Source organism: Thauera phenolivorans, from assembly GCF_001696715.1.
GTDB lineage: Bacteria > Pseudomonadota > Gammaproteobacteria > Burkholderiales > Rhodocyclaceae > Thauera > Thauera phenolivorans.
Map to the genome: position 1 here is coordinate 488,168 of NZ_MBFM01000004.1, position 12,506 is coordinate 500,673.

15 protein-coding genes are annotated in these 12,506 nt (G+C 70.6%); 12 read left to right on the forward strand and 3 right to left on the reverse strand.

Features of this window, described 5'->3' with window-relative positions:
• From glnA to yacG, 11 genes are all read left to right on the forward strand, one after another.
• Positions 1 to 901, forward strand: a 901-nt coding sequence (glnA, locus tag BB334_RS12270; protein ID WP_068808942.1) for a type I glutamate--ammonia ligase, incomplete at its 5' end; no start/stop codon positions are given.
• Positions 902 to 1,047: 146 nt separating this feature from the next.
• Complete coding sequence (locus BB334_RS12275) at positions 1,048 to 1,539, forward strand: DUF4124 domain-containing protein (RefSeq protein ID WP_068808774.1); 492 nt, start codon at positions 1,048 to 1,050, stop codon at positions 1,537 to 1,539.
• Between the two features lie 15 nt (positions 1,540 to 1,554).
• Positions 1,555 to 2,652: a nitrogen regulation protein NR(II) gene (glnL, locus tag BB334_RS12280; protein WP_068808775.1), complete on the forward strand. Its 1,098-nt coding sequence runs from the start codon at positions 1,555 to 1,557 to the stop codon at positions 2,650 to 2,652.
• Between the two features lie 41 nt (positions 2,653 to 2,693).
• Positions 2,694 to 4,109, forward strand: a complete 1,416-nt coding sequence (gene ntrC, locus BB334_RS12285) for a nitrogen regulation protein NR(I) (RefSeq protein ID WP_068808776.1) — start codon at positions 2,694 to 2,696, stop codon at positions 4,107 to 4,109.
• A 78-nt stretch (positions 4,110 to 4,187) separates the two neighbouring features.
• On the forward strand, positions 4,188 to 5,027 hold the full coding sequence (locus BB334_RS12290; protein ID WP_068808777.1) for a biotin--[acetyl-CoA-carboxylase] ligase: 840 nt from the start codon (positions 4,188 to 4,190) through the stop codon (positions 5,025 to 5,027).
• A complete protein-coding gene (locus BB334_RS12295) occupies positions 5,024 to 5,752 on the forward strand; it encodes a type III pantothenate kinase (RefSeq protein ID WP_068808778.1) in 729 nt (242 codons plus the stop codon). Before BB334_RS12290 ends, BB334_RS12295 begins: the two co-directional genes overlap by 4 nt.
• 48 nt (positions 5,753 to 5,800) lie before the next feature.
• Positions 5,801 to 7,165: a TrpB-like pyridoxal phosphate-dependent enzyme gene (locus BB334_RS12300; RefSeq protein WP_068808779.1), complete on the forward strand. Its 1,365-nt coding sequence runs from the start codon at positions 5,801 to 5,803 to the stop codon at positions 7,163 to 7,165.
• Between the two features lie 84 nt (positions 7,166 to 7,249).
• Positions 7,250 to 8,086 (forward strand): SPOR domain-containing protein, encoded by an 837-nt coding sequence (locus BB334_RS12305; protein ID WP_068808780.1) that lies wholly within the window; start codon positions 7,250 to 7,252, stop codon positions 8,084 to 8,086.
• A gap of 64 nt (positions 8,087 to 8,150) precedes the next feature.
• Positions 8,151 to 8,786, forward strand: coding sequence for a dephospho-CoA kinase (gene coaE / locus BB334_RS12310; protein ID WP_068808781.1), 636 nt, complete (start codon positions 8,151 to 8,153; stop codon positions 8,784 to 8,786).
• A 72-nt stretch (positions 8,787 to 8,858) separates the two neighbouring features.
• A complete protein-coding gene (gene zapD / locus BB334_RS12315; protein ID WP_068808782.1) occupies positions 8,859 to 9,617 on the forward strand; it encodes a cell division protein ZapD in 759 nt (252 codons plus the stop codon).
• Positions 9,618 to 9,623: 6 nt separating this feature from the next.
• Positions 9,624 to 9,812, forward strand: coding sequence for a DNA gyrase inhibitor YacG (yacG, locus tag BB334_RS12320; RefSeq protein ID WP_068808783.1), 189 nt, complete (start codon positions 9,624 to 9,626; stop codon positions 9,810 to 9,812).
• A gap of 49 nt (positions 9,813 to 9,861) precedes the next feature.
• Here yacG and BB334_RS12325 read toward each other — a convergent pair whose 3' ends face one another.
• The 3 genes from BB334_RS12325 to BB334_RS18820 are packed head-to-tail and all read right to left on the reverse strand — an operon-like array spanning position 9,862 to position 11,802.
• Complete coding sequence (locus BB334_RS12325) at positions 9,862 to 10,809, reverse strand: Nudix family hydrolase (protein WP_068808943.1); 948 nt, start codon at positions 10,807 to 10,809, stop codon at positions 9,862 to 9,864.
• 4 nt (positions 10,810 to 10,813) lie between these two features.
• A complete protein-coding gene (locus tag BB334_RS12330) occupies positions 10,814 to 11,677 on the reverse strand; it encodes an ATP-binding protein (RefSeq protein ID WP_068808784.1) in 864 nt (287 codons plus the stop codon).
• On the reverse strand, positions 11,674 to 11,802 hold the full coding sequence (locus BB334_RS18820; RefSeq protein ID WP_269799006.1) for a hypothetical protein: 129 nt from the start codon (positions 11,800 to 11,802) through the stop codon (positions 11,674 to 11,676). The genes BB334_RS12330 and BB334_RS18820 overlap by 4 nt, the downstream gene beginning before the upstream one ends.
• A gap of 71 nt (positions 11,803 to 11,873) precedes the next feature.
• Here BB334_RS18820 and BB334_RS17650 point away from each other — a divergent pair.
• Positions 11,874 to 12,506, forward strand: a 633-nt coding sequence (locus BB334_RS17650; RefSeq protein ID WP_232756729.1) for an MltA domain-containing protein, incomplete at its 3' end; no start/stop codon positions are given.

Below are 12,506 nucleotides of genomic sequence, written 5' to 3' on the forward strand. Positions count from 1 at the left end.
CGGTCACCGTCCGCGCGTCAAGGGCGGCTACTTCCCGGTGCCGCCGGTCGACAGCCTGAACGACATCCGCGCCGCGATGGTCCTCGCGCTCGAGGCCTGCGGCGTGCCGGTCGAGGTGCACCATCACGAGGTGGCCAACGCCGGCCAGTGCGAGATCGGCACCCGCTTCAGCACCCTGACCCAGCGCGCCGACTGGACCCAGGTGCTGAAGTACATCGTGCACAACGTCGCTCACCAGTACGGCAAGACCGCCACCTTCATGCCGAAGCCGATCGTCGGCGACAACGGCTCGGGCATGCACGTGCACCAGTCGATCTGGAAGGACGGCCAGAACCTGTTCGCAGGCAACGGCTACGCTGGCCTGTCGGAGATGGCGCTCTACTACATCGGCGGCATCATCAAGCACGCCCGTGCGCTCAATGCGATCACCAACCCGGGCACCAACTCCTACAAGCGCCTGGTGCCGCACTACGAGGCCCCGACCAAGCTCGCCTACTCGGCGCGCAACCGCTCGGCCTCGATCCGCATCCCCTACGTCGCAAACCCCAAGGGCCGGCGCATCGAGGCGCGCTTCCCGGATCCGCTGGCCAACCCCTACCTCGCCTTCTCGGCGCTGATGATGGCGGGCCTCGACGGCATCCAGAACAAGATCCATCCCGGCGACCCGGCCGACAAGAACCTGTACGACCTGCCGCCGGAAGAGGACGCCAAGATCCCGACCGTATGCACCAGCCTCGACCAGGCGCTGGAGTACCTCGACAAGGACCGCGAGTTCCTGACCCGCGGCGGCGTATTCTCCAACGAGTTCCTCGACGCCTTCATCAACCTGAAGATGGACGAGGTCACCCGCCTGCGCATGACCACCCACCCGGTGGAATTCGACCTGTACTACAGCCTCTGAGCCCGCAGCGGCGGGGCGACCCGGAAAGGACGGGCGTTGCCCGTCCTTTTTTTATCGGGTCTAATCGCCCGGCCCACTCACCCTACTGGCGGCACGAATGCCCCGTCGCAGCGGTCCACGCCGACGGAAAACCTCCGGATCGAACCATGTCAGCCCTGCGCACCCTCAGCCTCGCCCTCGTCCTCGCCTGCCCCACGCTCGCCAGCGCCCAGGTTTACAAGTGCGTCGACGGCGAGGGCCGGATCACGTACACCAATGATCGCAGCCTCGGACGCAGCTGCCAGCCGCTGCCGCAGAACCAGGCGGTGTCGACCGTGCCCGGCCCGGCACAGCGCGCCACCCCCGCGGCGCCGGCGCGCGCGCCCGCCGCGACGAGCGGCGGCTTTCCGCGGGTGAGCCAGGAAGACCAGCGCGCACGCGACGACACCCGGCGCCAGGTTCTGCACAACGAACTCGCGAGCGAACAGGCGGCGCTCGAAGAAGCGCAGAAGGCGCTCGCCGAGCAGGAGTCGATCCGCCTCGGCGACGAGCGCAACTACCAGAAGATGCTCGACCGCCTGCAGCCGTTCAAGGACAAGGTCGAGCTGCACCAGCGCAACATCGATGCGCTTCAGCGGGAAATCGCCAACCTGCGCTAGACGCCCGGCCCGGCCATGCCGCCTCCCGCCCCTCCCTCCGCGCCGCCGGCAGGCCCGCACGCGTCCTTCGCCGGGCTCGAGCTGCTGTCCTCGGCGGTGGTGCTGATCGATGCGGAGCTGCGCATCGGTTACATGAACCCGGGCGCCGAGAACCTCTTCGCCGCCAGCCTCCAGCGCATGTCGGGTCAGCCGCTGGCCGCCCTGCTGGGCCAGCCGCCCGGCCTCGCCGCCGCGCTCGAGACCGCCCTGCGCACCAATTGGAGCTACACCAGCCAGGATCTCGCGATCGTGCGCGAGCCCACCCCCGCCAACCGCAGCGAAACCCTGCACCTGGACTGTACGGTAAGCCCGATCGACGCCGAGGGGCTGCGCCTGCTGCTCGAGTTCCGGCCGATCGACGCCCGCCTGCGGGTGGCGCGCGAGGAGCAGCTGCTGCAACAGCAGCAGGCCAACCGCGAGCTGGTCCGCAACCTCGCCCACGAGATCAAGAACCCGCTCGGCGGCATCCGGGGCTCGGCGCAGCTGCTCGCGCTCGAGCTCGACGACCCGCAACTGCGCGAGTACACCGAGGTCATCGTCGCGGAAGCCGATCGCCTGCAGTCGCTGATGAACCGCCTGCTGAGCTCGCATCGCATGAAGCGGCCCGCGCCGCTCAACATCCACGACGTCCTCGAGCACGTGCGCCGCCTCATCCTCGCCGAATTCCCCGCGGTCGACATCCATCGCGACTACGACCTCAGCCTGCCCCAGCTCACCGCCGATCGCGAGCAGCTGATCCAGGCGGTGCTCAACATCGTGCGCAACGCCGCCCAGGCGCTGGAGGGCCGTGGCGTGATCCAGCTGCGCACCCGGATCGCGCGTCAGGTCACGATCGCGAAGCGCCGCTTCAAACTGGCATTGGAATTGCAAGTGATCGACGACGGCCCCGGCATCCCGGAGGAGATTCGCGACACGATCTTCTATCCGCTGATCACGGGCCGCGACGGCGGCAGCGGGCTCGGTCTCTCGCTCGCGCAGACCTTCGTGGAGCAGCACCAGGGCATGATCGAGATCGACAGCCGCCCGGGTCGCACCTGCTTCACCATCCTGCTGCCGATTACGGACCGCACCTGAGCGCGCCCCACGGGTGCGCCGCACGACCGGATGCCACTGAAATGAACAACGTCTGGGTCGTCGACGACGACCGCTCCATCCGCTGGGTGCTCGAAAAGGCACTCGCCCGCGCCGACATCCCCTTGCGCAGCTTCGGTTCCGCCGCCGAGGCGCTCGCCGCTCTCGAACAGGGTGGCCCGCCGCCGGCCGCCCTGCTGTCCGACATCCGCATGCCCGGCGAGTCCGGCCTGGTGCTGCTGCAGAAGGTGAAGGCGCAGCATCCGACCCTGCCGGTCATCATCATGACCGCGTACTCCGACCTCGACAGCGCGGTGGCCGCCTTCGAGGGCGGCGCCTTCGAATACCTGCCCAAGCCCTTCGACGTCGACCAGGCGGTCTCGCTCGTTCAGCGTGCGCTCGCGCAGAGCATGCACCACGGTGGTGCGCCGGAAGAGTCGGTGCTCGCGCCGGAGATCCTCGGCCAGGCCGCCTCGATGCAGGAGGTTTTCCGCGCCGTCGGCCGGCTCGCCCATTCCCACGCCACCGTGCTGATCAACGGCGCGTCGGGCACCGGCAAGGAGCTCGTCGCCCGCGCGCTGCACCGCCACAGCCCGCGCCGCGGCGCGCCCTTCATCGCGATCAACACCGCGGCGATCCCGCGTGAACTGCTCGAGTCCGAGCTGTTCGGCCACGAGCGCGGCGCCTTCACCGGCGCCAGCGCCCAGCGCACCGGCCGCTTCGAGCAGGCCGAGGGCGGCACCCTGTTCCTCGACGAGATCGGCGACATGCCGGCCGAGCTGCAGACCCGCCTGCTGCGCGTGCTCTCCGACGGTCAGTTCTATCGCGTCGGCGGTCACCAACCGGTGCGCGCCAACGTGCGGGTGATCGCCGCCACCCACCAGGACCTGGAGGAAAGGGTCAGGCTCGGCCTGTTCCGCGAGGACCTCTTCCACCGGCTCAACGTCATTCGCCTGCGGTTGCCGCCGCTGCGCGAGCGCCGCGAGGACATTGCCCTGCTTGCGCGCCACTTCCTCCAGCAGAGCGCGCAGCAGCTCGGCGTCGATGCCAAGCGGCTGTCTCCGGAGGCGACCGCCCACCTGCAGACCCTGCCCTTTCCCGGAAACGTGCGCCAGCTCGAGAATCTGTGCCACTGGCTGACGGTGATGGCGCCCGGCCAAGTGGTGGGCGTCGATGACCTGCCCGCCGAGTTGCGCGGCGCGAGCGAAGCCGGCGTGTCCGCCGACTGGACCGCCGCGCTCGCCCGCGAGGCCGACCGCCTGCTCGCGGGCAACCCGGGCGAGGTCTTCAACCAGCTGCAGCGCAGCTTCGAGCGGACCCTGATCGAGCGGGCGCTGGCGGCGACCGGTGGCCGTCGCATCGATGCGGCGCAGCTGCTCGGCATCGGCCGCAACACCATCACGCGCAAGCTGCACGAACTCGGCCTGCACGACGGCCGCGGCAGCGAGCACGAACCGTGAGCCGCATGCGCGCCCTCGTGCGCCGCCGCGGGATGACGGATAATGCGCGCTCCATCTTCCAGCCCGCGGGTTCGCCTCTTGAATCAAGCCGACAACGCCTCCGCCTCCGCCCCCGCGTCCCTCGATCCCGACGCACGCGTCGCCGCGCTCTCCCAGGCGCTCGGCCCGCGGGCCGAGCGCTTCGCGCTGCGCTGGGTCGAGACCTGCGAATCGACCAACAGCGAGCTCACCGGAAACCCGCCCCGCGATGACGATCGCATCCACGTGCTGGTCGCCGAGCATCAGCATGGCGGGCGCGGGCGGCGCGGGCGCAGCTGGCAATCGTGGCCCGGCGCCAGCCTCACCTTTTCGGCACTGTGGCGGTTTCCCGCCGGCGCGCCGGTCCCGGCGGGCCTTTCGCTGGTCGCCGGAGTCGCCCTCGCCGAGGCGCTCGAGCGCCTCGGCGTGGAGGGAATCCAGCTCAAGTGGCCGAATGACGTCCTCGTTCATGGCCGCAAGCTCGCGGGCATCCTCGTCGAGCTGGTCCCGGGCCGCGGCCGCACGCCGGCAGCGGTGCTCGGCATCGGCATCAACCTGCGCCTGCCGCCGGGCGTCGCGATCCCCGACCAGCCGGCGGTGACCGACCTGCACGAAGCGCTCGACGGCGAGGTGCCGGCGTGCGAGGCGGTGCTCGCCGCGGTGCTGGAAGCGCTCTGTCGCATCCTCGACACCTATGCGCTTGCCGGCTTCAGTGCGCTGCGTGACGCCTGGCAGCAGCGAAACGCCTTCGCCGCGCTGCCGGTGCGCATCAGTGGCGAGGACTCGGCCGTCACCGGCACCTGCCTCGGTGTGGACGAGGACGGCGCGCTGCTGCTGCGCACCGAGGCCGGCGTGGAACGCATCCTCAGCGGCGACGTCTCCTTGCGGGGGCTGTCATGATCCTGCTGATCGACGCCGGCAACACGCGGATCAAATGGCGGCTCGTCGCCCCACGCGGCGAAGCGGGCTGGATCGCCGAGGGCGTCCTGGTGCACGAGGAGATCGCCAGCCTGCGCCGCGTCTTCCGGAAACACCCCGGGATCGAGCGGGTGTTCGGCTGCAACGTCGCGGGGCCGCAGGTAGCGGGCCACGTCACCAACCTCGCCGCCGCGGCCGGACTCACCCCGGAGTGGCTGCAGCCGAGCGCGGAATGCTGCGGCGTGCGCAATCTTTACGACGACCCGATGCAACTCGGCGCCGACCGCTGGGCGGCGCTGATCGGCGCCCGCACCGTGCATGCGGGCGCCGCCCTGGTGGTCACCGCCGGCACCGCGACCACGGTCGACCTGCTGTCGGCCGAAGGCGACTTCCGCGGCGGCCTGATCCTGCCGGGCGTTGACCTGATGCTGCGCGCCCTCGCCAGCCGCACCGCGCAGCTGCCACTGGCGAGCGGCCGCTTCAGCCCCACCCCGCGCAACACCGCGGACGCGATCCACTCGGGCTGCCTGCAGGCGCAGGCCGGGGCCGTGGAGCGCATGTTCCGCAGCGTCGCCGCACAGCAGAACGCGATCTGCCTGCTCGGCGGCGGCGCCGCCGACAGTTTCGCCGATCTGCTCGAGCTGCCGCTGCGGCGGATCGAAAACCTCGTCCTCGTCGGCCTCGCCACCGTCGCGCGCGCCGGCTGAGCATTCCGGCCGCCACTGAACCAGACCAAACCAAGGGAGACAGCAGCGATGGAAGCCACCCGCATTCAACTCGACGCCAGCGACATTCCGACCCACTGGTACAACATCGTTCCCGACCTTCCCGCCCCGCCCGCGCCGCCGCTCGGCGCCGACGGCCGGCCGGCGACCCCGGCGCAGATGGGCGCGATCTTCCCCGGCGCGATCCTCGAGCAGGAGATGAGCGCCGCGCGCTGGATCGAGATCCCGCAGGAGGTGCGCGAAATCTATCGCCTGTGGCGGCCCAGCCCGCTGGTGCGCGCGGTTCGGCTCGAGCAGGCGCTCGGCACCCCGGCGAAGATCTTCTTCAAGTACGAGGGCGTCTCGCCGGCGGGCTCGCACAAGCCCAACTCGGCGGTGCCGCAGGCCTATTACAACAAGCTGGCGGGCATCAAGCGCCTCACCACCGAGACCGGCGCCGGCCAGTGGGGCTCGTCGATCGCCTTCGCCGGCCAGATGTTCGGTCTGGAGGTGCGGGTGTACATGGTCAAGGTCAGCTACGACCAGAAGCCCTACCGACGGCTGATGATGCAGACCTGGGGCGCGGAGGTCCACGCCAGCCCCTCGCCGCTGACCGAGACCGGCCGCAAGCTGCTCGCCGAGGATTCCGACAACGAGGGCTCGCTCGGCATCGCGATCTCCGAGGCGGTCGAGGAGGCCGCGGGCCGCGCCGACACCAACTACACCCTCGGCTCGGTGCTGAACCACGTCGTGCTGCACCAGAGCATCATCGGTCTCGAGGCGAAGAAGCAGTTCGACAAGATCGGCCTCTACCCCGACATCGTGATCGGTCCCTGCGGCGGCGGCTCGAGCTTCGCCGGCATCGCCTTCCCCTTCCTCGCCGACCGCGCCGCTGGCGACGCGCACGCGCAGAACCTGCGCTGCATCGCGGTCGAGCCCGCCTCCTGCCCCTCGCTGACCCGCGGCCAGTACGCCTACGACTTCGGCGACGCCTCCGGCTTCACGCCGCTGATGAAGATGTACACCCTCGGCCACGACTTCATGCCGCCGGGCATCCACGCCGGCGGCCTGCGCTACCACGGCGACTCGCCGCTGGTGTCGCAGCTGCTGCATCACGGCCTGATCGAAGCCACGGCGGTCCAGCAGCTCGCGACCTTCGAGGCCGGCGTGCAGTTCGCCCGCACCGAGGGCATCATCCCTGCGCCCGAGTCCTGCCATGCGATCCGCCAGGCGGTCGACGAGGCGCTCGCCTGCAAGGTCAGCGGCGAACCGAAGACGATCCTGTTCAATCTCACCGGCCACGGCCACTTCGACATGAGCTCGTTCGAGCGCTACTTCAGCGGCAAACTCGAGAACTATGCGTATCCCGCGGAGGCGATCGCGGCCTCGCTCGCCCACCTGCCCCGGGTCGGCTGAGGCGTGCGGCCGGGACGCGCGGCACGGCGCCCCGGCCGCACGCAGGAGCTTATCCAGGGGCGCGACTTCAGCTAAGCTTCCGGCATGTCGAATCTGCGCCTCCTGTTGATCCTGCTCCTCGCCTTCAACGTGCTCGCCTTCGCCGCGATCCGCGGCTGGCTCGGCAGCGCCGGTCACGAGGGCGAGCCCGAGCGCATCAGCAACCAGCTCAACCCCGAACGGATCCGTCTGCTCGAGGATTCCCCGCCGCCGGCAGCCCGAGCCAGCGCGCCCGACGATGCTCCCGCCGAGACGGTCGCGGTGGCCGCCGCCCCCGTCGCCCAGACTTCCACCGAGGCCCAGGTTCCCGACGCGCCCGACGGCGCCGTCGCAGACACCGCGGATGACGGGCAAGCGCCGGCGCCAGCCGTCGCCCCTTCGGCCCTGCGCGCTCCGCCCCCCCCGCCCACGCCGTCCGCCACCGAAGCCCGGGCGGCGACGGCGCAGTGTTTCGCCTGGGGCGGCCTGAGCGAGGCCGAGGCCGGTCAGTTGCTCGCCGCCCTGCGCCGCGAGGGGGTCGAGGGACGCCGCGGCCCGCACGACATCCCGGTTTCCTGGTGGGTGAGGATCGCGCCCGAGGGCGGCCTGGAGGGCGCCCAGGAACGAAGCCGCGCCCTGCGCGCGCTCGGCATCGAGGATTTCTACATCGCACAGGACGAAGGCCCCTCGCAGTACGCGATCTCGCTCGGCCTGTTCAAGACCGAGGCCGGCGCCGAACGCATGGTCGAGGAGTTGCGCGCGCGCGGCCTGCTCGACGCCGGCTTCGAGCCCCGCATGCGTCAGGCCATCCGCGTGCAGGCCGATCTGAGCACGGAGGCGCGCGACGCGGTCGAGCGCAGCCTGCCCCGCGTGCGCCGCAAGCGCGACGACTGCGGGCGCTGACCGGTCCGCCGGCGCCCGCTTGCGCCGGCCCAGAGTGCAGCCTTCATTCACGAGTCTCGAGACCATGGACACCGACGCCATCTCCCGCCCTTCACCCTTCATCGTCGGTCTCACCGGCGGCATCGGCAGCGGCAAGAGCGCCGCCGCCGAAAACTTCGCTGCATGCGGCGCCACCGTGGTCGACACCGACGCCATCGCCCACGCCCTCACCACGGCCGGCGGCGCAGCGATGCCGGCGATCCGCGACGCCTTCGGCCCCGGACTGCTGGCCGCCGACGGCAGCATGGACCGGGCTGCGATGCGGGCGCTCGCCTTCTCCCAGCCCCAGGCGCGGACCCGGCTCGAGGCCATCCTGCACCCCCTGATCCGCACCGAGAGCGAGCGCGAGTGCGCCGCGGCCGGCGGTGCCTACGTCATCCTCGCAGTGCCCCTGCTGATCGAGTCCGGCAGCTATCGCGAGCGCTGCCACCGCATCTGCGTGGTCGACTGCCCCGAGGACCTGCAGATCGCGCGGGTGCGCGCACGCAGCGGTCTGGAGGAGACGCAGATCCGCGCGATCATGGACGCCCAGGCGAGTCGCCAGGAACGACTCGCCGCTGCCGATGACGTGATCGACAACAGCGGCAGTCTCGAAGACCTGCGCCGCCAGGTCGAAGACCTCGACCGGCGCTACCGGCAGGAAGCGGCGCGCGGCGCCTGAGCCGGAAGGCCGGAAGCGCTGTGCTATCATCGGCCGAAAACCCGGAGCCCGGAGTCTTGCGGACGATGTGCGGTGATTAGCTACGAATACCCTCTCAACGAACGCATCCGAACTTTGCTGCGTCTGGACGATCTGTTTCGCCGGCTCGCGCACTTCATCGGCAAGGACGACCCGGACGACCACCACGTCGCGCTGCTGCTGCTTTTCGAAACCACGGAGGTCGCCGGCCGCGCCGACCTCAAGGTGGATCTGGTGCAGGAGCTCGAGCGCCAGCGCCAGATTCTGGCGTCCTTCCGCAACAACCCCGAGATCTCGGAGACGGCGCTCTCCGCGGCGCTCTTCGAGATCGAGCAGGCCTCCACCGCCCTGCTGTCACTGGCCGGCAAGGTCGGCCAGTCGGTGCGCGACAACGAATGGCTGGCGAGCATCCGCAGTCGTGCGGCGATCCCCGGCGGGGTTTCTCAGTTCGACCTGCCGGCCTACCATTACTGGCTCAACCTCGCACCCGAAAGGCGGCGCGCCGACCTCGAGTCCTGGCTCCAGCCGCTGACTCCGATCCTCAAGGGCCAGCAGATCGTGCTGCGCCTGCTGCGCGGCAGCGGTCGCCCCGACCCCGACTGCCACGCACGGAACGGCGTGTTTCAGCTGACGATGACGGGACGCGTGGCGCAGATGGTGCGCCTGCGTGTGCCGAGCGGCGAGGCGGTGGTGCCCGAACTCAGCGCCAACAAGTACGCCCTGAACGTCCGCTTCATGCTCCCCGATACCGTCGGCAGGCCACGTCCGGCCGAGCGCGACGTCTCCTTCGAACTGACCTTCTGCAGTCTCTGAAGCGCGATGGAAAAACCCGTGCCAACCGTGAAATGCCCGACCTGCGGCAAGCCGGTCGAATGGCGCACGGACAACCCCTACCGCCCCTTCTGCTCGCAGCGGTGCAAGCAGATCGACCTCGGCGCCTGGGCCTCGGAGTCCTACCGTGTACCGAGCTCGCCGCCCGACGGCGAGGGCGGCCCGCACGACGCCTGAGTCCTCCCCCGCGAGCCGCCGACCTCCCCCTCCGGCGCGGCGGATCGCCTCACACCGACCGGCCCCATGCCGCGCGAATCGCGGCGATGCCGTGCGCGCCGGCGTCGCGCACCATCTCCATGTCCTCCGGCCCGACACCGCCGAGCGCGAACACCGGCAGCGGCAGCCCGGCGATCGACTGCGTGAAGCGATCGATGCCGATGCCCGGCGTGCCGGGGTGGGTCGGTGTCTCGCGCAAGGGCCCGAAGGCAGCATAGTCGAGCGCGAGCTCGGCGGCGCGCTCCAGCTCCGCCCGCGTGTGGCAGGACGCCCCCACCCAGGGCAGCTCGGGCCGCGCCGCGAGGCGGGCGAGACGACGCGCCGGCAGATGCACGCCGTCGGCGCCGACCGCGCGTGCGAGCTCGATGTCGTCGTTGAGCAGCACGATGGCGCCGGACGCGCGCGCGCGATGCACCACCTCGGCCGCGAAAGCCTCGCGCTCCACCGCCGCGAGCGCTGGCTCGCGCACCTGCACCAGACGCAGCCCGTGTGCCAGCGCCGCATCGAGCTCGGCGAGCTGACGTGCTACACCGACCAGGCCGGCACGGGTGATACCCATCGTGCGCGGCAGCCGCAAAGCCTTCAGGATCGGCCCGTTGGCGGGCAGCATCGGCTCGCAGTCCGCCTCCTCAGGGGCCACCCAGCGCAGCGCGCTGTGCACATGGTCGGTGAGTTCGCCCTCCCAGGCCGCTACCTCGAAGAAGTGCAGCCGCACGTGCGCATGCTCGTAGAGGTGCTCGCGCCGCAGCCAGGGGCGCAGGTGTCGCACCCGGATGCCGAGCTCCTCGTCGAGTTCGCGACACAGCGCCGCGGCGGGCGACTCGCCCACCTCGACCTTGCCGCCGGGAAATTCCCAATAGCCGGCGTAGACCGTGTCCGGACCGCGCTGCCCGAGCAGGTAGCGGCCGTCGGCGCGCAGCAGCACGCCGGCGGCGACATCGACCAGCTTGCGCCCCATCGCCTCAGCCCTCGCGCTGCCCGGCATGGTCGCGCGCGAACTGCCACGCCACCCGACCCGAGCGCGATCCGCGCATCAGTGCCCACTGCAGCGCCTCGGCACGGGCCGCGGCGATCTCCGCCTCCGGGACGCCGAACTCGCGCAGCCAGTGGGCGACGATGTCGAGGTATTCGTCCTGGCTGAACGGGTAGAAGGACAGCCACAGCCCGAAGCGCTCCGACAGCGAGATCTTCTCCTCGACCGCCTCGCCGGGATGGATCTCGCCGCCGACATGACGCGCCTGAAGATTCTCGTCATGGTATTCGGGCATCAGGTGGCGACGGTTCGAGGTCGCGTACACCAGCACGTTGTCCGACACCGCCGCCACCGAGCCGTCGAGTACGCTCTTGAGCGCCTTGTAGGCGTCCTCGCCCTCCTCGAAGGAGAGGTCGTCGCAGAACAGGATGAAGCGCTCGGGACGACCGCCGACCAGTTCCACGATCTCGGGCAGGTCGATCAGGTCGGTCTTGTCCACCTCGATCAGGCGCAGCCCCCGGTCGGCGTACTCGTTCAGCAAGGCCTTGATCAGCGAAGACTTGCCGGTGCCGCGCGCACCGGTCAGCAGCACGTTATTGGCCTGGCGGCCGGCGAGGAACTGGCGGGTGTTGCGCTCGATGCGCGCCTTCTGTTCGTCGATGTCCTGCAGGTCGGCGAGGCGAATCGCATGCGGCACGCTCACCGGATGGAGCGCCGCCCGTCCATGGCGTCGGCGCCAGCGGAAGGCAGTCGCCAACGCCCAGTCGGGCTCCGCCGCCGGCCCCGGGAGGATGCGCTCGAGACGCTCGAGCACGCGCTCCGCACGGCTGATGAGATCGGCAAATTCGTTCATGAATGCTTGTCCAGCTCGTTCTCGGGCTCGGCCGCCTCGTCCGGCCGCCGACGCGGACGGCTCGCCCAGACGATGACGAACAGCAACACCAGAGCGAGCGCGGCTTCGAGGAAGATCACCCACATGGCAGACTCCGGGCAGGGGATGGGCCGGTATACTGGCAGGCCGCGAATCCCGAGTCTAACCGATCTCCACCATGTCCCCGGACCTCCGCCGAAGCCTCCGACGCATCGTACCCGCGATCGCGCTCGCCCTGCTTGCCGCCTGCGCGCAAAAACCCGTTGCCCCACCCGCTGCCGAGCCCAGCCCGCCCCCCGCACCCAGCCCCGCAGCTGCTGCGCCCACGGCCTCGCCGGTGGGCTGGGCGGCGCTCGACGGCTGGCAGCGCGACGATCCCGCAGCGGCATGGCCGGCGCTGCGTGAGTCCTGCGAGCGCCTCGGTCGTCGTACGGAGTGGAAGCCGACATGCGACGCAGCTGGCGCACTGCCCGCGCGCCCCGACGCCGCCACCGCCCGCGCGTTTTTCGAGCAGAATTTCCAGCCCTGGCGCCTGGCGAACCCGGACGGCAGCGAGGAAGGCATGGTCACCGGCTACTACGAGCCGCTGATCCACGGCAGCCTCGAGCCCTCGGCACGCTATCGCTGGCCGATCCGCGGGGTGCCGAAGGACATGCTGACGATCGAGCTCGGCGAGGTCTATCCCGACCTGAAGTCGCTCCGCCTGCGCGGACGCGTCGTCGGCAACAAGGTCGTGCCCTACTGGTCGCGCGCCGAGATCGACCAGCTCGACGCGAAGCTGCCGGCCCCGACCCTGATGTGGGCGGCGGAC